The 21,121-nt window shown below is 37.4% G+C and carries 9 protein-coding genes; 5 read left to right on the forward strand and 4 right to left on the reverse strand.

The features are described from left to right. Nucleotides 1–57 precede the first annotated feature (57 nt). The 4 genes from ACKWBX_RS12450 to ACKWBX_RS12465 all read right to left on the reverse strand — a co-directional run bounded on the left by ACKWBX_RS12450 (nt 58) and on the right by ACKWBX_RS12465 (nt 6,013). The gene (locus tag ACKWBX_RS12450; protein WP_413969025.1) at nt 58–1,923 is read right to left on the reverse strand and encodes an alpha-amylase family glycosyl hydrolase; all 1,866 of its coding nucleotides are present in this window, start codon (nt 1,921–1,923) and stop codon (nt 58–60) included. A gap of 10 nt (nt 1,924–1,933) precedes the next feature. Further along, nucleotides 1,934–4,237: a glycoside hydrolase family 65 protein gene (locus tag ACKWBX_RS12455; protein ID WP_413969026.1), complete on the reverse strand. Its 2,304-nt coding sequence runs from the start codon at nt 4,235–4,237 to the stop codon at nt 1,934–1,936. 70 nt (nt 4,238–4,307) lie between these two features. Next, nucleotides 4,308–4,970: a beta-phosphoglucomutase gene (gene pgmB / locus ACKWBX_RS12460; RefSeq protein ID WP_413969027.1), complete on the reverse strand. Its 663-nt coding sequence runs from the start codon at nt 4,968–4,970 to the stop codon at nt 4,308–4,310. A gap of 17 nt (nt 4,971–4,987) precedes the next feature. Continuing rightward, the gene (locus ACKWBX_RS12465; RefSeq protein WP_413969028.1) at nt 4,988–6,013 is read right to left on the reverse strand and encodes a LacI family DNA-binding transcriptional regulator; all 1,026 of its coding nucleotides are present in this window, start codon (nt 6,011–6,013) and stop codon (nt 4,988–4,990) included. A gap of 312 nt (nt 6,014–6,325) precedes the next feature. On the opposite strand from ACKWBX_RS12465, the gene ACKWBX_RS12470 reads away from it, so the two are divergent. The 5 genes from ACKWBX_RS12470 to ACKWBX_RS12490 all read left to right on the forward strand — a co-directional run bounded on the left by ACKWBX_RS12470 (nt 6,326) and on the right by ACKWBX_RS12490 (nt 21,099). Then, nucleotides 6,326–9,442 carry a SusC/RagA family TonB-linked outer membrane protein gene (locus ACKWBX_RS12470; protein ID WP_413969029.1) on the forward strand — a complete coding sequence of 1,039 codons (3,117 nt, stop codon included), beginning with the start codon at nt 6,326–6,328 and terminating at the stop codon, nt 9,440–9,442. A gap of 12 nt (nt 9,443–9,454) precedes the next feature. Continuing rightward, complete coding sequence (locus ACKWBX_RS12475) at nt 9,455–11,023, forward strand: RagB/SusD family nutrient uptake outer membrane protein (protein WP_413969030.1); 1,569 nt, start codon at nt 9,455–9,457, stop codon at nt 11,021–11,023. A 185-nt stretch (nt 11,024–11,208) separates the two neighbouring features. Further along, on the forward strand, nt 11,209–14,490 hold the full coding sequence (locus ACKWBX_RS12480) for a VCBS repeat-containing protein (protein WP_413969031.1): 3,282 nt from the start codon (nt 11,209–11,211) through the stop codon (nt 14,488–14,490). Nucleotides 14,491–14,492: 2 nt separating this feature from the next. Continuing rightward, nucleotides 14,493–17,852, forward strand: coding sequence for a VCBS repeat-containing protein (locus tag ACKWBX_RS12485; RefSeq protein ID WP_413969032.1), 3,360 nt, complete (start codon nt 14,493–14,495; stop codon nt 17,850–17,852). Beyond that, nucleotides 17,842–21,099 (forward strand): VCBS repeat-containing protein, encoded by a 3,258-nt coding sequence (locus ACKWBX_RS12490; RefSeq protein ID WP_413969033.1) that lies wholly within the window; start codon nt 17,842–17,844, stop codon nt 21,097–21,099. The genes ACKWBX_RS12485 and ACKWBX_RS12490 overlap by 11 nt, the downstream gene beginning before the upstream one ends. The last annotated feature ends 22 nt before the right edge of the window (nt 21,100–21,121 follow it).

The following is a 21,121-nucleotide window of genomic DNA, read 5'->3' on the forward strand; positions in this document are numbered from 1 at the left end:
CATGATGTCATTAAGATTAGACTCAGTACTATACAAATTTTTCGAAGCATAATTCCATTACTTTAATTCAAAAATAAAAGATTCCAACGGATTCAGTCTTACCGGAATATGGCCCGATCCTTCAGAAACGATTAAATTTTGTTCGCTGCCGTACAGAACGTCCTTTAAATTATATTTTCCGTTGACCAAATTCCATCTAGAAATAATCTCGGCAGGAATTTTTAGGTCAAACTCATAACTTTTGTTCCCGTCAAAATTAGAAACTACAATCAATCGTTGTGTTTCGCTCCATCTGACATAGGATAATACCCTATGGTCATAATTTTCAGTATTAGCCTTATTATAAAAATGGATTTCTTCGTAACTACCCATTAAAGCATCGCTTTTTATGGTAAAGTTCAGCAATCGCTTATAAAAGTCTCGCAGATTGCTTTCTTTTTCTGAAAGTTGGCCACCATCAAACTTCTTGTCGTTTACCCACTTCTGAAAATTGGGTACACCTATATAATCAAATATCGAGGTTCTGGTAGGGTCACCAAACCCGGCATTCTCAGCTGCCGGCTCCCCCACCTCCTGACCAAAATAAACCATGGTGGGCGAAGTACTTATCGTAGCCGAAACCACCATGGCCGGTCTGGCCAATTCGGCATCCCCAACAAAATCCGGGCTCGCTATGCGCTGCTCGTCGTGATTCTCCAAAAAGTGCAACATGTGATGCTCAATATCCTTGAGTCCTTCTTGAACGACAGGTATATGGTCTGTCCACCCATATCCTTTCATGATATGTTTTATGCTATCGTACAGTTCCACTTTATCATAGAGATAATCCATTTTTCCTTTATGGATATACTCACGATATAAGTCGGGATTGTACACTTCCGCCAGTAAAAAAGCATTGGGGTTTTTCATTTTGATACTGGAATTCATGAAACTCCAAAACGATACCGGAACCATTTCCGCCATATCAAAACGAAAGCCATCTACTCCAAAATCCAACCAGTATAAAGCAATATCCCGAAACTTTATCCAAGAGTTGGGCACATTCTTTTCTTTCCAAAAATTAAAATGCTCCTTGTAATCTTTTTGGGCAAATTCATCGGGAAGGACTTCAAAATCTTTAGTGCCATCCGGCCGTACCCCATAGTTTATTTTGACGGTCTCGTACCAATCGTTCATATCCGGTTGAGCCAACCGAGAGCCATTTCCTGTCCATTTTGCAGGTGTTTCCTTAAATTTTCCATCCTCCCTTGCGGCTATTTCACCTCCCAAAGGGGAATAGCCGTCCTTCCATTGAGGAACTTTAAAATCTTCTCCCGGTATATAATAAAAGTTATTCTCCCTATGGTATTCCAATGTAGTATCATCTTCAGCCCCAAAATCCGAAACGCCATCTGGATTCGTTAAACCCTCATAAGCTCTGGCGACATGATTAGGGACTATATCTATAACTACTTTCATCCCTTGCTCATGGGTACGGTCTACCAAATCTTTAAACTCTTGTAATCTGTTTTTGGGGTCCGTAGCCAAATCAGGATTTACATTATAATAATCCTTGACCGCGTAAGGCGAACCTGCTCTCCCCTTGACCACATCTGGGTCGTCATTGGAGATTCCGAATTCCGTATAATCATTGATGACAGCATGATGTGGAATACCCGTATACCATATGTGGGTGATGCCCAAATCCTTGATTTCCTTTAAAGCCTTTGGTGTAAAATCCGCAAACTTCCCCACGCCATTTTCCGCTATGGTCCCCCAAGGTTTATTGGTTGTATTGGTGTTCCCGAACAGTCTAGTGAAAACCTGATACACTACAGCTTTCTTTTTGTTTGACATTTCTTTGGTATCTGTAGTTTTTGAATTGAAATTACATGAAGCCATGATCGTAATCACAAAAGACCATAACAACATATATTTTTTCATAGAACATGTATTATACTTTCACTGTTTTTCCGGGAAGTAGTGCCACTCGTTTATCGTTTACCCGTATGGTCATTTCTTCATCTCCGGAAAATTCAAAGTAGGCATGATCTTTATCCACCATTACTTTAATAATTCTATTTCTGAAATTAACCTTGAAGGAGTACGATTTCCACTGTTTTGGAATCTGGGGTGTAAAGGATAATTTATCATTTATAACACGCATTCCCCCAAAACCTTCTACGATACTCATCCAAGTGCCTGCCATAGAGGTAATGTGCAAACCTTCTTCCACTTCTTTATTGTAATCGTCCAAATCCAAGCGAGAGGTTCTTAAATAAAATGCATACGCTTGTTCCATCCTACCCAACTTTGCTGCCTGAATGCTATGCACACAAGGAGACAAAGAAGACTCATGAACGGTAAACGGTTCATAAAAATCAAAGTGTTTTTCCAAGGTTTCTTTTGAAAAATGGTCTTCAAAAAAATAAAAGCCTTGGAGCACGTCTGCCTGTTTAATGTAAGGGGATCTCAGAATTCTGTCCCAACTCCATTTTTGATTAATGGGCCTGTTGGATTTTGGCAAATCGGCGACCGGAATTAATTCCTTATCCAAAAAACCATCTTGTTGTAAAAAGATTTCTCTCTTCCCATCAAAAGGAAAGTACATGTTATCAGCTACTTTTTTCCATTGGTCACATTCGCGTTGCGTCAATTTTGTCTTTCCAATGACTCTTTTGTAATCTTCTGGATAACCGTCTTTCACTTTGCTTAGTTGTTCCAACGCATAATCAATGCACCACTTGGCCAAATAATTGGTGTACCAGTTGTTGTTTACATTGTTTTCGTACTCATTGGGGCCCGTAACCCCCAGCATGACGTATTTATTTTTTTCCTCTGAAAAATTAACGCGCTGATGCCAAAATCTGGCAATCCCGAGCAATACTTCTAATCCCATTTCAGGGATATAACTATAATCGCCAGTATATCTGTAATAGTTAAAAATTGCGAACGCAATGGCACCGTTCCTGTGAATTTCCTCAAACGTAATTTCCCACTCATTGTGGCATTCTTCCCCGTTCATGGTAACCATTGGGTATAATGCCGCTCCGTTATCAAAACCTAACTTTTTGGCATTGGCAATGGCCTTGTCCAAATGATTGTAACGGTACTTTAATAGTTTTCGAGCCGCCTTTTCATCTTTCGTGGCCATATAAAATGGAATACAATAGGCTTCCGTATCCCAATAGGTACTTCCTCCATACTTTTCTCCCGTAAATCCTTTTGGACCAATATTCAACCGTGAATCTGTACCCAGATAGGTCTGATTCAATTGAAATATGTTAAACCGAATGCCCTGCTGCGCCTTTACATCACCATCAATAACAATATCGCTCATTTCCCAAATGGCAGACCATGCCAATGCCTGTTTTTTCAGTAAATCTTCAAACCCTATTTTGGAAGCCTTATCCAAAACGTTATTGGCTGCTTTTACCAGTTCGGATGATTCATGATTTCTAGAAACCGTATATCCGCCAAATTTGGTAAGCTTTATTTTTTGACCTTTCTTGACCTTATGTTTAAAATGGAGGGAAACAAAATTTTCAGTCTTTGAGGTTTCATCAATATTAATAGATTCTCCGTTAGATTCTGCGGAAGCCTGCATAAAAGTGCAGGTTTCAAAATTGGTCTTTATGGTATGCGCCGCTATAAAAGCACGGTTATCATTTGAAGAAACTTTGGTCGTATTCCAAAATGTATCGTCCCAATTACTGTCTTCATTTGTAATTCCGGCATCCAAATAGGGAACCATTCGCACTTCTGCATCAGAATTCAGTAGTTCCAGTTCATATTGAATGGCCCCGAGTTCATCCAAATCCAGACTGAGAAACCTTGTAATTTCTGCCTTGACTTCAACGTCGTTTGGCAACAACGCTTTAAAACTCCGTTTATACCATCCCTCTTGCATATTTAATTCCCGCTTAAATTCGGAAACCTTTTTACACGTGGCCAAGTCTAGTTCCTGAGTGTCCACTATCACTTGAACACCTATCCAATTGGGCGCATTCAGCACCTTTGCAAAATATTCAGGATATCCGTTCTTCCACCATCCCACTCTGGTTTTATCCGGATAGTAAACCCCGGCAATGTAACTTCCTTGAAATGTTTCCCCGGAATAGGTTTCTTCAAAATTGGCACGCTGCCCCATAGCACCATTACCGATACTGAAAAGACTCTCGGACGATTTTACGCTTTCCGGATCAAATCCTTCTTCAATGATAGACCAAGGATGCTGTTTTATATAATCTTGATTCATGTAATAACAATAATTGAAAAGGCCCTTGAAATTTATAGGGCTCGTTGAAATAATTTAGTAAAAGTAAATTTTAAACCGATTCATTTAGAAGTCCTTCTAAAAAATCAGCATCCATCTCCGTAAAGTCTTTAAAATTGAACTTTGCCTCCGATAAAATCGATTCATCACCAATACCAATACTCGTCATATTGGCTATGTTGGCGGCCTCTATTCCTGCAACGGCGTCCTCAAAAACAACACAGGCGCTAGGATGCACCTTTAAATTCTCAGCGGCCATTAAAAACACCTCCGGATCTGGTTTGGCTTTGGTAACGCTGTTGCCATCTACAATACTATCAAAATAATGCAATAACTTTACTTTTTCCAAAATCGGTTTTGCATTTTTACTTGCGGAACCTAATGCCATGGGTATGTTTCTTTCTTTTAGAAATTTCAATACTCTGGGCACATCCGGCAATATTTCCGAGGAATCCATTTTTTCAATAAATTCAAGATAATCCTCATTCTTTTCGACCATCCAAGTATCAAACTGTTCTTGGGTAGCCTTGATATTTCCAATATCCAGAAGGATTTCCAAACATTTTTTTCTACTCACTCCTTTGAATAACTCGTTCTGCTCCTTGGTGAATTCAAAACCAAGTTCGTTGGCCAATTTTTTCCATGCCAAATAATGATATTTGGCCGTATCGACAATAACACCATCCAAATCGAAAATAAATCCGGTTTTACTCATTATATGATATAAATCAGTTAATTATTGGTAGATTCCCGTTCTATAAGGGTAGCCTTGATAACTTCGGTCTTAAATGTTTCCTCTTCATTTTCATCAATTTCAGTCTCCACTCTTTTTATGAGCATTTTGGCGGCCAGTTCGCCCATGAGGTCCCCATGTTGTGCTATCGTAGATAAGGCAGGAAAGGAGTATCTAGATAAGAGACCATCCGTAAACCCAACAAAGGAAATGTCTTCGGGTATTCTTTTGCCCATTTTTCGTGCAATTCCCATAGCATAAATGGCAAATATCTCATTTACTGCCAATACACCATCAAAATTCATTTCTTTCATAAAGGATTGGATATCATCAGGGCTTTCGTTGTAGGGTAGTTGCAAAATCAACTTTTCATCAACTTCTATATTACTTTCTTCAAGTGCTTTCCTGTAACCCTTTTCCCTGTCCATACTTACATTAAAGAAATTTGCAGTAGTTAAAAGAGCTATCCTTTTTTTGCCGGAAGCTATCATTCTTTTAACTGCCTCACATGCAATTTCGGTGTCGTTAATAACAACCTTATCACATTCTATCTCTTCCGAAACCCTATCAAATAACACCAACGGTATACCCTGCCGCGTTATTTCCCTAATATGGTTAAAATCATTTTTCAATTGGGTTTCCCCTGAAAGTGCCATGATAAACCCATCAACACTACCATTTGCAAGCATCTCCATATTAATGACCTCTTTATCGAAGGATTCGTCAGAAACACAGATAATAACATTATATCCTTTCTCGTTAGCATATTTTTCAATTCCGCGAAAAACGGTAGTAAAAAAATGATGGACAATATTTGGAATGATTACTCCAATATTTTTCGTGTACTTGTTTTTTAAGCTTATTGCTATGTTATTAGGCTTGTAATTATATAGTTTGGCAAAAGCCTGGACTTTATCTTTGGTGTCCCTACTAATTTCTTCGCTGTTTTTTAAAGCCTTGGATACCGTTGAAATAGATACGTCCAATTCCTTTGCTATATGCTTTAAAGTTATTTTTCTTTTCAAGATGTTATGAATGTTGAATCAAATTTATGCATTTATAGTAGCAATAAATACTTGTTCAATTTTTTTATGAATTCTTGCAATTTAAAAAATGTTATATTTGTAAAAAATTGCCAATTATACTTTTATTGATGAATTAATTGCGAATCCTTTATTATAATAGAGACTCAATTATGAAACTCCTAACATCTGAAAGTTATTAACACGAAAACGGTTTCGTTGATTTAGAAACGTCTGTTTACAATATATTGACGACGATTTTACATATTTTTAACGACTATATTTCAAATTAACTCAAACTAAAATTAATTATTTATGAAGATTACACTACTAAAATGCCTGTTGGTTCTTGGAGCAGTTTTGTCTTTTGGAACTGTACAAGCCCAAGAAGTTTCCGGAACGGTTTCTGATGCAAGCGGTCCATTACCGGGAGCAAGCGTTCTAGAGAAAGGAACCACCAATGGTACTCAAACGGATTTTGATGGCAATTATACTCTCTCAGTTGGGAATAGTGCCATTTTGGTCGTAAGTTACATTGGTTATAAAACCGTTGAAGTTCCCGTCAATGGGCAATCAACCATAAACTTTACCCTTGAAGAAGATGCAGAGGCCTTGGAAGAAGTCGTAATTATAGGTTATGGTACAACAACGGTCAAGGATGCAACCGGTTCTGTTGCATCTGTGAACGCCGAAGATTTTAACTCAGGTGTAATCGCCTCTCCTGAAGAACTTATTCAAGGAAAGACCGCAGGTGTTCAAATAACACAAAATAGTGGTGCACCCGGAGCAGGTATAGATGTAAGAATAAGGGGTGCAAATTCTATTCGCTCAAATAACAATCCCTTATTCGTGGTTGATGGGGTCCCACTGTCAGGAGGAAATTCTTCTCCTCAAGGGCAGGATGTAGGTTTTGGTTCAAGTGGAGCTCAAAATCCACTTAACTTTTTGAACCCATCCGATATTGCCAGCATGAGTATATTAAAGGATGCTTCTGCAACGGCCATCTATGGTTCAAGAGGTGCCAATGGTGTTGTTATCATTACTACAAAGAGTGGTAAAGGTGCAGGCACCGGTCCAAAATTTGAATTTAACTCTACGCTTAGTGTAGCAGGTCCGGCAAGAAGATATGACTTATTGGATAGAGGAGAGTTCTTGGATGCTGTAGAACAGTTTGGCGGAAGTGCATCCGACCAGGATTTTGGAGCCAACACTGATTGGCAGGACGTAGTCACCAGAACCGCTGCATCCCAAAATCAAAATCTATCATATTCACAAAATTATGGAAAGGGTAATGTAAGGGCGACCTTTGGTTACGGCAAGCAATTTGGGGTTATCGAAAATTCTTCTTTAGAGCGTATTACCGGAAGATTAAATTGGAATCATAGGTTTCTTGATGATAAATTGAATTTAAACTTTACAGGTACAATATCCAGAGTAAATGATGAACAGCCTCCATTAAGTGGAAACGCTGGTTCTCAAGGTGATGTGCTAGGTGCCGCATATTCTGCCAATCCCACATGGCCTAGCAGTGCGAACTTTAATCCACAAGGTGGTAATTTAAATCCTGCTAATTTTTTAGCTTCGTACCAGAGTATAACCAATACGAACAGGGCACTCTTTAATTTTTCTGCCGACTATGCAATTACCCCTGAATTAAATGCCAAGGTTACCGTAGGTTATGATAATTCAGAATCTACTCGAAAAAGCGTTTTGTCCGGAGATATTCTAGGATTTAATAATGGTGCTCCAGAAAACGGGCGAGGATCAGTCAATGATGTGAATTCAGAAAATACTTTATTGGAATTTACTGTAAATTATAAGAAGGAATTTGAAAATTCAAGAATCGATGCTTTAGTAGGGTACTCTTATCAAGAATTTGCCACCGATGGCAGAAATGTTGGTGGTTTTGGGTTCAATACCAGAGACCTTAACCAAATGGGCAGAGATTTGGAAAATGGTGCGAATATTATAGAAAATGCCCTTTCAGGTAATTATCAACAATATGGTTTTGGAACAAATCAATCGGAAATTTTTGTCAATCGTTTTGATGAGGGTGCAAATTCTATAGCAATTCCTAGTGACGTTAGGCTTAGGGGTATAGTTGGTGACACATTCAACAATGCTGATGAACTCCAATCCTTCTTTGGAAGAGTAAATTATAGCATTAATGATAAATATTTGTTCACGGCCACTGTGAGAGCAGATGGTTCCTCAAAATTTGGACCGAATAATCAATATGGTATTTTCCCTTCCGGTGCTTTTGCATGGAAATTATCCGAAGAAGATTTTATTGGAGATGCCGTTTCTACATTGAAACTTCGTGCAAGTTATGGTATTACGGGTAATCAAGATGGTCTTGCTTTTGGTCAATTTGTAAGGCGCGAAAGATTTGGAGTTGCAAATTTCAACCAGGCCGGTGAAATAGGAAATATCCCCGGATTGGCACCAGTATCTTTTGTTAATAATGATTTGAAATGGGAAGAGACCACTTCTTATGGTATAGGCTTGGATTTTGGTTTTGGAAACGACAGGTTATCCGGTAGTTTGGATGTATATCGAAGAGAAACAACAGATTTATTATTTCAGATTCAGGCTGCACAACCTTCTCCCCAGCCCTTCTTTTTTCAAAATCTAGATGCAGTTTTGGTGAATCAAGGTATTGAATTCGCTTTAGCATATGATTTGGTACAGTCAGAAGATTTTAACTGGAGTGCATCCTTTAATATAGCCTACAACCAGAATGATTTGGAAGACTTTGATGGATTAGTGCCTGCCGGAACTATTTTTGGACAAGGTCTTACTGGAGCATTTGCTCAAAGGTTACAGGGTGATAGTCCTTTGTTTTCCTATTTCCTCAGGGAGTTTGAAGGTTTTGACGAAAATGGTCAGCCAATTGGAGATATCCAACAATTTGTTGGAGAAGACGCTATTCCAGATTTTACAGGTGGTTTTTCCACCAACCTTTCTTATAAGAATTGGGATTTTTCCACTTTTTTCACAGGACAATCAGGTTTCTCTGTATATAATAATACTCGAAATGCCTTTTTTACGGCCGGAGCTATTAATAATGCACGGAACGTAACTCAGGATGTATTGACGAGCGGCGAAGCTGGTAGTGCTGCTGCTGCTGTGTCGACACGTTTCTTAGAAAAAGGCGATTTTATTCGTTTACAGAACGCAACCATTGGATACAATGTGAATCTTAAAGATGAAGGTCTTTTTAAATCAATGAGACTGTCCTTAACTGGTCAAAATCTTTGGTTGATCACAAATTACTCTGGTCTAGACCCAGAAGTAAGTACTTCTGCCGGTACTGGAACCGATGCCAATGGCAATCCAAGACTATTAAACAATCTTCCAACCGCAGGTATCGATTATGTTGCCTATCCAAGGCCAACAACGGTTACACTTGGTATTAATGTTACTTTTTAAAAAAATTGAATTATGATAAATAAAGTTAATAGTAAATCGTTTATGAGCATAGCACTCGCTGCAATGCTCGCCGTATCCTGTACGGATTTAGAAATTGAAGCAACAGACTCTCTTATTGATGAATCCACGTCTTCAGGAGGAATTTTCAATGGTGTTGAAAATGTTGAAAGTGCCTTGGACAATGTTTATGGCGGTTTCAATAGAATTGGTGATCAGCAAAATATTTATGCCTTGAACGAAGTCACTACAGATGAATTACTAGTTCCAACAAGAGGAACTGACTGGGGTGACAATGGGTTATGGAGAACATTACATCAGCATACTTGGGATGCTTCCCATCCCCACGTATTAAATACTTGGAATGATTGGAATTCTTCAGTTTTTCTAGCTTCAGAGATTATAGATTCAAGGAGTGGTGCCTCTGCGGCCCAACAAGCCGATGCTAAATTTTTAAGAGCTTACGCTATGTGGGTAATTATGGATTTATATGGGCAAGTTCCTTTTAGAGCTCCAGACGAAGGCCCTGAAATTAATCCGACTGTTTTTAGCAGATCTGAAGCTTTGGATTTCGTTATAAAAGATTTGACCGAAGCAATTCCAGATTTGCCATCTAGGGGTCCAGATGCAATCGAATCCAACAATAGGGCGAGCAAAGCAACAGGGCGATTTTTATTGGCCAAGGTTCTTTTAAATGCCCACATATATAGAGGAACCGCACCTGATAATGCAGATATGGCGCAAGTTATTTCTTTAGTTGATGAAATAGCTGCGGATGGATATGCACTACAAGAAGGTTATTTTGACATCTTTAAAGAAGATGCCGATTCCGAAACTATTTGGTGGATTCCGACCGGGGTTGGAAATAGAATTTGGAACGGAATGCATTACAATATTAATTCACCCGATAACGGCGGTGGTGGATGGAACGGATTCAGCACGCTAGCAGAATTCTATGATTTATTCGAGGGTGATCCAAACTCAAATTACATTGGGGACGGGCAAGAAGAAAGAAGAGGATGGGTCCCGGATGCGGATACAGCCGATCCTGAAACTAATTTTGGTATTGGTTATGGTTTTTTAATTGGTCAACAATATGACGGTGATGGTTCGCCATTAAAAGATCGTCCTGGTAATCCGTTGATTTTCACAAAAGAATTCCCAGGCTTGATAGGTAATAACGAAGTTACTGGTGTGAGAACAATAAAATACCATCCAGCTGATGGAGGTTCATTTAGAAGTCATGAGATTGTTTTCAGGTATGCAGATGCGTATTTGATGAAAGCAGAAGCCATGTTAAGAAGTGGTCAAGATCCTACCAATATGGTCAACGATCTTCGTATCCTCAGAGGTGCTTCCGTTTTAGGTTCTGCCGTTACGGAGCAAGACTTGTTGGATGAAAGAGGCAGGGAATTATATAAGGAAATGACTAGAAGAAATGATATGATTCGTTTTGGTCAATTTACTAGGGATTGGGAATTCAAAAACCCAGAAGCAGTTGGTGACGAAACAAAAAATCTTTTCCCTATACCCGATAATGCATTATTGTCCAATCCTAATTTGGTACAGAATCCAGGATACTAATTACCTGTTATCTATTTAAGTGTTTAAAGGACCGTCCTATAAGGACGGTCCTTTCACTTTCTTAGCGAACCATGAATTGAATTCGAAAGCTAAATAGAGGTACTCCAAAAATGATAAAAAATAACTGCGAGGAGTGTAAGGGAAATTAAAAATCCTGATGTATTAATGAATAAAAAAAATAGCAAATGAAAAGAGTATATTTTTGCCACTTTTTTGTTGCATTTATATTCATTTCATGTGAAGATAAATCCCTGAAACTATTTGAAAATTTAGATAAATCTGTAACACATATAGATTTTGAGAATACTATTTCTAACGCTGAAGATTTAAATATTCTAAACTACATATATTATTATAATGGTGGTGGTGTTGCTATTGGTGATTTCAATAATGACGATTTAGACGACATCTATTTTACTTCGAACCAAAATGCGGACCAATTCTATTTGAACAAGGGGAATCTCACCTTTCAGAACAGCACTAATAAATCATTGATCGAGAATAAAACAGGATGGACAACGGGAGTTACCACCGTTGATATTAACAATGACGGTCTTTTGGATATCTATGTATGCAAGGTCTCTGGTCACTTAAGCCTGAAAAGACATAATTTATTATATATAAATCATGGATTAAAAGACGGTGTCCCGGTTTTCAAGGAAGAGTCAAAAGATTACGGTTTGGATTTCTCAGGATTCTCCACACAAGCAGCTTTCTTTGATTATGATTTAGATGGTGATTTGGATATGTATTTACTAAATCATTCTATTTCTCCAAATTCAAATTATGGAAAAGGCGGTCAAAGAAAAATCCCCAACGAACAAAGTGGTGACAAGCTTTATGAAAACCATAACGGTATTTATAGAGATATAAGTGTATCCGCTGGAATTTACCAAGGAAAAATCGGTTATGGTTTAGGACTTAGTGTAGGAGACTTGAATAACGACGGATTTCCAGATATATATGTTGGGAATGATTTTTTTGAAAACGATTATCTATATATAAATAAACAAGATGGCACGTTTGACGAGATTATTTCGAAAAACGCTGAAAACTTAGGTCATACCACCCATTTTTCTATGGGCAATGATATAGCAGATTTCAACAATGATGGTTTAATGGATATTTTTTCAGTGGATATGCTGCCAGAAAATTTAGAAACCTATAAAGCATCTGGTCGGGAATATGCATATCCTATCTACGAGAATTATCTAAAGAAGGGGTATTCACCTCAATACATGCAAAACACCCTACACATGAACTTGGGCGAAACTAAATTCAGTGAAATAGCGGCAATGGCAGGCATACATGCTTCGGAATGGTCATGGGGGCCACTTGTTGCGGATTATGACAATGATGGTTTAAAGGATTTATTTATTTCCAATGGAATATTAGGAGCCACCAATGACATGGATTTTATAAACTTTATTGCCAATGATAATATTCAAAAAAAATTAAGTGAGGGTACCACAAAGGAAGATTTGAAATTCATAAAAAAACTGCCAACCAAAAAAGTGGCCAACTATTTTTTCAAAAATAAAGGGAATTTAACCTTTGAAAACACTACCACTAAATGGTACGAAAAACAACCATCATATAGTCATGGTGCCGCATACGCAGATTTGGACAATGACGGTGATTTGGAACTAGTGGTCAATAATACCAATGAGCCTGCCTATATTTTAAAAAACAATTCAAGGGAAATTTCGGAAAATAATTATTTGAAAATAAAATTAGAAGGGTCGGCCCAGAATAAGATGGGAATCGGAGCCTTGATAAAATTGTATGTCAAAGGAGGAGAGATTACCCATGAGCATTTTAATACTAGAGGTTATTTATCTTCTATTTCCAACACATTGAATATTGGTTTGGGGAATAATAAACTTATAGACTCCTTAACCATTAGATGGCCGTCTGGAGCAATGCAGACCATTAACAAAATAGATGCCAATACAACCTTGCAACTAAACCATCATGAATCTATTGAGAAGAAAGCTTATCCCATAGTAAACGAAAAAAATAAAAAAACGTCCAAAAATTTATCTTTTGTACACAAAGATGGTAATTCTATTGAATTTTACAGAGACCCTCTTATTCCTTTTGCCAATACCAATGAGGGGCCAAATATTTCCATTGTTGATTTTAATAAGGATGGTTTACAGGATTTTTATGTAGGTGGGGCAAAAAAACAGACATCGGCATTGTTTCTGCAAACTTCCAATGGTAGTTTCCAAAGAGTGCTAGATTCCTTGTTTAAAGAAGATTCGACCAGTGAAGATTTAGCCCACATATTTTTTGATGCTGACAACGATGGCGATCAGGATCTTATTGTGGCAAGTGGGGGAAACGAATTCAAAAGTGGCAAGAATCTAGTTCCAAGATATTATACGAATGAGAATGGCCATCTTAGAAAAGATACAGTCCAATTTAAAAATATCAATATAAACGCCTCCCAAATTAAAACCTGGGATATGAATAACGATGGTTTTCAAGATATAATTATCACTTCTGATCAAAAACCATGGGAATTTGGTATTACTCCTGTTCAGTATATTTTTAAAAATGATACGAATGGTCATTTTCAGCTCGTCACAGGAAAATACTCGGAGGAATTTAGCGCTTCAGGAAATATAAAAGACCTTGTTATTACAGATTTAGACGGGAACGGTTTTCAAGATATTATAGCTGTGGGTCATTGGATGCCCATTTCTGTTTTTTACAATGATGGCACTATACTTAAAAAAGCAAAGGATAACTTACTTGAGACTAACGGGTTTTGGAACACTATTGAAGTTGAAGATTTTGATGGCGATGGCGACATGGATATTATTGCGGGAAATTGGGGCGAGAATAGCAAACTTAAAGCTTCTTTGTATAAACCCATAGTACTTTATAAGACGGACTTGGATGACAACGGGACCGTAGAGACGTTGATGACCTATTTTCACAATGATATACCAACTGTTTTTTCAGCCAAGGATGAGCTTACAAAACAAATACCGTCATTAAATAAAAAGTTTCTCTCTTATCATGATTTTGCAAAAGCAGATTTAAAGGAATTATTCCCCAAAAATAAATTGGAAAGTGCCATTCAAAAAAAGGTGTATGAATTAAGAAGTTGTTTTTTTGAAAATTTAGGTGGTGGGGATTTCAAAAAACATCCCTTACCAAAAATAGCTCAGTCATCAACTGTTCAAGACATTTTGGTAGAAAAGGAAAAGAATGCCTTTAAAATTATCTTGGTAGGGAACAATTATGAAATTAGTACTCAGTTAGGTAGGATGGATGCTTCGCATGGACTAATTTTATATACTGCTCCAAACGCTATGGATAAAATTCTTCGAACGGAGATTTTAGGGGTATCAGGGGCAAGCAGAAGTATTTCTAAAATTAAAATTGGTGGAGAGGACGGGTATCTTGTTTCCAGAAACAATGACAGTTTGATATTCGTTCCAAAAAATAAATGAAAATGAAGGGATTGTTGGATAAAAATATTCTATTGGTTTTATTCTCTATTACGCTATTCTCTTGTGATTTCGAGGAAAAAAAAGAGCGCAATAAAGAAGAAAAGAAAACCACTCTTTTTACGCTTTTATCTGCTGAGGAAACAGGGGTCAACTTTAGAAACGATGTTCAAAATGGTAAAGAAATGAACATTTTTAAATATCGAAACTTTTATAATGGTGGAGGTGTGGCCATTGGTGATATAAATAATGATGGTCTGGCCGATATCTTCTTTTCAGGAAACAAAGTAGTTAACAGACTCTATTTAAACAAAGGCGATTTTAAATTTGAAGATATCTCTGAAACTGCCGGAATAAAAGGAAACAAACCTTGGTCTACGGGAGTAGTCATGGCAGATGTAAATAACGATGGTCTTTTGGATATTTATGTGAGCAATGCAGGCAATATGAAAGGTAACAATCATGACAATGACCTTTACATCAATAACGGGGATTTAACTTTTACGGAACGTGCGGCCGAATTTAATTTAGCGAAAACCGGTTTCTCTACCCATGCTTCCTTTTTTGATTATGACAAAGACGGTGACTTGGACGCTTATATTTTGAACAACAGTAACATTCCGGTCAGTAGTCTGGGTTATGCCGAACAGCGAGAGGTAAGAGCACAGGATTGGGAGGGTGTCCCGGATATTTTTAAAGGTGTAGGAGATATGCTGCTCAGAAATGATAACGGTACGTTTACAGATGTCAGTGAAGCAGCCGGAATATATGGAAGTCTCATAGGTTTTGGCTTGGGAGTAATGGTGGTGGATATCAACAAAGACCTTTATCCTGATATTTATGTTTCCAATGATTTTTACGAGAGGGATTATCTCTATATAAATAATCAAGACGGTACATTTCGAGAAGAAATCAAGGAATGGACAAATCATTTGAGCCTATCGGCAATGGGTATTGATATTGCAGATATTAATAATGACGGCCTTTCCGACATCTTTATTACCGATATGCTCCCTGAACCGGACCAAAGGGTAAAATCGGTCATGGAATTTGAAGGCTATAATATTTTCAAATTAAAACAAAGCAAAGATTTTCATCAGCAGTACATCCAAAACACGTTACAGCTCAATAACGGAAATGGTTCTTTTTCCGAAGTGGCCTATTATAGTGGTATTGAGGCTACGGACTGGAGTTGGTCAGGGCTGTTGTTCGATATGGATAATGATGGGTTAAAGGATATTTTCATCACTAATGGTATAAATCATGATTTAACAGATTTGGATTTTGTCGATTTTTTCGCAAACGAAATCATTCAAAAAATGGCCTTGACCGGAAAGAAAGAATCTATTGATTCTATCATAAATAAAATGCCCGTTACTCCTCTACCTAACTATGCGTATCGGAACAACGGAGACATTACATTTTCCAACAATAACAAAGATTGGGGGTTTGAAATGCCTACAAGGTCCAATGGGGCCGCTTATGGGGATTTGGATAATGATGGCGATTTAGATTTGGTAGTCAACAATGTAAATATGGAAAGTTTTATTTACAGAAATAATACAAATGAGCAAAAGGACCATAATTATATTAAACTAAGATTTAAAGGACCGGACGGAAATAAATTTGGAGTCGGTACTGTTGCCAGTATATATTTTAAAGATCAAATCATTGAACAGACATTGATGCCCTCCAGAGGTTTTCAATCTTCAATGGAATATGCCATGACCATAGGTTTGGGAACGAGTAATCAAATCGATTCCATAAGAATCATATGGCCAGATGATAAAACGCAAAAATTTGATATGGTAAAGATCAATCAAACCTTGGTTTTGAAACATTCTGACGCAACTGAAACTTATATTAGACAAAAAGCCAAACCCAAAGACCAACTGCTCCAACAGATTCAAAACAATTCATTGATTGCCCATAAAGAAAATAATTATATAGATTTTGACAATGAAGGACTCATATACAAATCCTTGGCACAAGAAGGTCCGGCTTTGGCAGTAGGTGATGTAAATGGTGATGGGAACGAAGATATATTTATCGGTGGTGCTAAAGGGCAGTCTGCGGCACTTTATCTTCATAAATTGAATGGCCAACTTGACAAACCTGAAACAGCATATTTTGAACAGGATGCCATTCATGAAGATACGGCTGCGGCATTTTTAGATGTTGATTCGGATGGCGATTTGGATTTAGTGGTCGGTAGTGGCGGAAATGAAATAGGAATACAAAATAGTTATGGCGCTAGGCTGTATCTAAATAATGGAAAGGGTATTTTTTCCAAATCTGGGAATAAGTTGCCCTCTACAAACAATAACATTGCCACCATAGCGCCCTATGATTTTAATGCAGATGGGAAAACCGATTTATTTATTGGCTCCAGAAGTATCGTGGGCACTTACGGTGTTGATCCAACCCATTTACTTTTAAAAAATAATGGTGATGGCACTTTTTCCGATATTACAGAACGTTCTGCCTATGATTTAAAAAATGTAGGGATGGTCACGGACGCGCAGTGGGTGGATTATGATGGGGATTCAAAAAAAGATTTGGTCACCATTTCGGATTGGGGCAGTCCTCAAATTTTCAAAAACTCCGGAAGGCGATTAAGTAAGGTAGAAAGCAGTCTTGATAGCTTAACAGGTTGGTGGGGAGCACTTCACATCAAAGATTTGGACAATGACGGCGATTTGGATTTTATCCTTGGAAATTCAGGAAGTAATCTGCATTACAAACCAAAGGAAAATCAACCAATGCGCATGTGGGTGAATGATTTTGATAATGACGGGACTATCGAACAAATTCTCACCCAATCGTACAACGGTGGTGACTATCCTATCCATCAGAAAAAAGAACTCACGTCTCAAATTCTAGCGCTCAAAAAGGAGAATATCAAAGCCTCGGAATACGCCAAGAAGACAATTCATGAGCTATTTTCACCCGAGGTGATAGAGAACACTATTGTTAAAGAAGTAGCTATTTCTGAGTCTGTTCTGGCTATCAACGAAGGAGACGGAAAATTCACTATCAAAATACTGCCTCCCCAAGTTCAATTTTCATGTATCTGCGGCATTGAATGCATTGATATAAACGGTGATGAAAATCTAGATTTGATCATGGCAGGGAATAATTTTGAATTTAAGCCCCAATTCTCTAGACTGGATGCAAATTATGGCAACGTGCTTTTAGGGGATGGCAATTTAGGTTTTGAGTGGCAAAATTATACAGATAGCGGATTTTTCATTAGAAACGAGGTCAAGCAAATAGAATTGTTCAAAGACAAAAACGGAAAAGCATTTTTGGTTACTGCCATAAACAATGACTATCCTAAAATCTATGAGCTGAATGAAAACTAAACTTATATTTCTTTTATTTCTCCCTTTTGTTTTTGGTTGTATTGATAAAAATACCGGAGAGGTTTTCAAAAAACTTAGTCCAGAAAAAACTGGAGTAAAGTTTTCCAATAACCTCACTGAGTCTAATGACCTGAATATTTTGGACTACCTCTATTTCTACAACGGTGGCGGTGTGGCTATTGGTGATATTAACAACGATAGTTTACCGGATATCTTTCTTTCGGCAAATCAAACGGAAAATAAACTCTATCTCAATAAAGGAAATCTGGTCTTTGAAGATATTAGTGAAAGCGCCGGCATCAGCGGAAATAGTTCATGGAACACGGGAGCTGTAATGGCCGATGTTAATAATGATGGCCTTTTGGATATTTACGTATGTGCAGTGGTTGGTTTAAATGGTTTTAACGGTCATAACGAGCTTTTTATAAACCAAGGTGAGGGAATTTTTAAGGAAATGGCTTCATCATACGGACTGGATTTTGAATCCTATAGTTCTAATGCCGCATTTCTAGATTATGATTTAGATGGTGACTTGGACATGTATTTGCTCAACCACGCAATCCATACGCAAGAATCATTTGGCAAAGTAGCTTTAAGATATGAGCGCAACTATGAAACCGGCGACAAGCTTTTGAGAAATGATAACGGCAAATTTGTAGATGTTAGTGAAGCTGCCGGTATTTTTGGGGGAATAAACGGTTATGGTTTGGGAATAGCAGTTTCGGATTTTAATCAAGATGGCTATCCCGATATATTTATCGGAAATGATTTTCATGAAGATGACTATTATTATTTGAATAATGGGGATGGTACCTTCACCGAAAGCTTGAAAAAATATTTCGGACATACTTCTAGATTTTCCATGGGGAATGACGTGGCCGATTTAAATCATGATGGGCTTCCTGATTTAATTTCCTTGGATATGCTACCTGATGAGGAAAAAGTATTAAAATCATCGGAAGGGGACGATAACGTTCAGATTCAAAAACTTAGAACCAATACTTACGGCTATCATTACCAATTTACGCGCAACATGTTGTACATAAACCAACCTGACGGAAAATTTATGGAGACCGGTTTACAAAATGGTGTAGCGGCAACCGATTGGAGCTGGAGTGCACTTTTTTCAGATTATGATCAAGATGGTGAGCAAGATCTATTCATAAGCAATGGTATTCCAAAAAGACCCAATGATTTGGATTACATAAATTTTGTATCAAATGAAAAAATTCAAAATAAAATCAATAACACAAACCTGGTAGATCAAAAGGCTTTAAATCTCATGCCATCCGGAAATGTGAACAACAGGATTTTTCAAGGGAAATCCAATCTCCATTTTGAGGACCGATCAAGAAAATGGCTCCCTTATGACACTCTAGTCTCGGGCGCAACTGCCTATGGGGATTTGGATAATGATGGTGACTTGGATCTAGTGATCAATAATTTAAATAGCTCCGTATCTATCTATGAAAATCTAACCAACGAGAAAGGGAACTTTTTAAAAATAAAATTTAATTATAAAAATGAGAATCCTTTTGGAATCGGAACAAAGGTTTACTCATATATTGATGGTAAAAAACAATTTAAAGAACTGTTTACCGTAAGAGGGTTTCAGTCCTCTTCTGAACCCATCATTCATTTTGGATATGGAAATATTGCCAAGATTGATTCCTTAAAAGTTATTTGGCCAGATAAAACCTATCAAACTTTAAAAAATGTTACAACCAACCAAACGATAACAATTATCCCTAATAATCCTAAAGCCTTTAGTTATGAATCATTAAAACAAAAACGCAATCTGTTGTTCGGTAAAGTGAAAAGTAATCTGGGAATCAATTTTAAACATGAGGAAGATCGTTATACCGATTTTAATCGCCAACCATTAATCCCTTATCAACTATCCGACCGTGGTCCGGCCATTGCAATAGGTGATATAAACAATGACGGAAGAGAAGATGTCTTTTTTGGCGGTTCTAAATTTGTTTCACCAGAGATTTTTGTACAGACAGATACCTCCTTTTCCCCTGTAACCTACCCTATTATCACTAAAGATTCCATTAAAGAAAATGTGGTTGCCTTATTAAAGGATTTCAACAATGACGGCTCGCAAGAACTTTTGGTCGGTAATGGTGGGGCTGATTTTTTCAACCAAATGAAACCTTTGACCGACAATCACTTTAGTATCAAGGATTCAATCGTCATAGCTATGGAATTTCCAGAGTTATTTAACAATACATCGGTAATTGTACCTATAGATTTTGATGGTGATGGCGACCTGGACATATTTTTAGGAAATCAATCTGTATCCGCAGATTTTGGAAATTTTCCTGATTCTTATGTGTTACAGAACAATGATGGAAAATTTATTGTAAATAAAAACAATACTTTTAAAAATTTGGGAATGGTAACAGATGCCATAGCCGAAGATTTTGATTTAGATGGGGACGAAGACCTCATCATAGTGGGGGAATGGATGGCCCCTCAATTTTACAAAAATGAAAACGCTATGTTCAGTCTAGTTGAAAATCTTGATTTTGATTCTCTTAAAGGACTTTGGCAAACTATTGAAAGTTTTGATATTGATGGTGATGGCGATCAAGATTATCTTTTGGGAAACTGGGGAAACAATACAAAGTTTACGGCATCCGAAGAAAAACCCATGAAAATGTTCTATGCGGATTTTGACGAAAACGGGACAACGGAAACAATCATTACTACTTCCAAAAATAATACCGATTATCCGTTAGAAGGCTTGGACGAACTTTCAAGTCAGCTTATTTTTCTACGCAAAAAGTTTAATTCATACAGTTCTTTTGCGGGGAAATCCATAACGGAGATATTAGATGCTGATATGCTTGACAAAACTACTATACTGACCGTATCTATGTTAAAATCAGGTTATTTAAAAAATGAAAATGGCACTTTTTCATTTGTTCCGTTTAATTTTGTATTACAAACTGCTCCTTTAATGAGTTTTTTAAGGTATGACTTTGATAAAGATGGAAAAGAAGAAATATTGGTTGGAGGAAACTATTTTGGTATAAAGCCATTTCACGGAAGATTGGATTCCTTTCCTGGTGCATTGATTAATAATGAAGAAGATATCGTTACAGGAAACGAGGTTGGTTTAGATTTTATGTCCAAATCTGTTCGTCACTTGAATATCGTTCATTTAAATGAAGAGCCCTACCTCTTGGCAACTTTTAATAATGAACCCGCTCAAGTATACCGATTGTTGAAAAAATAAAATATAGAGACTATCCTTTGAA

Source organism: Maribacter algae (assembly GCF_047345745.1).
GTDB lineage: Bacteria > Bacteroidota > Bacteroidia > Flavobacteriales > Flavobacteriaceae > Maribacter.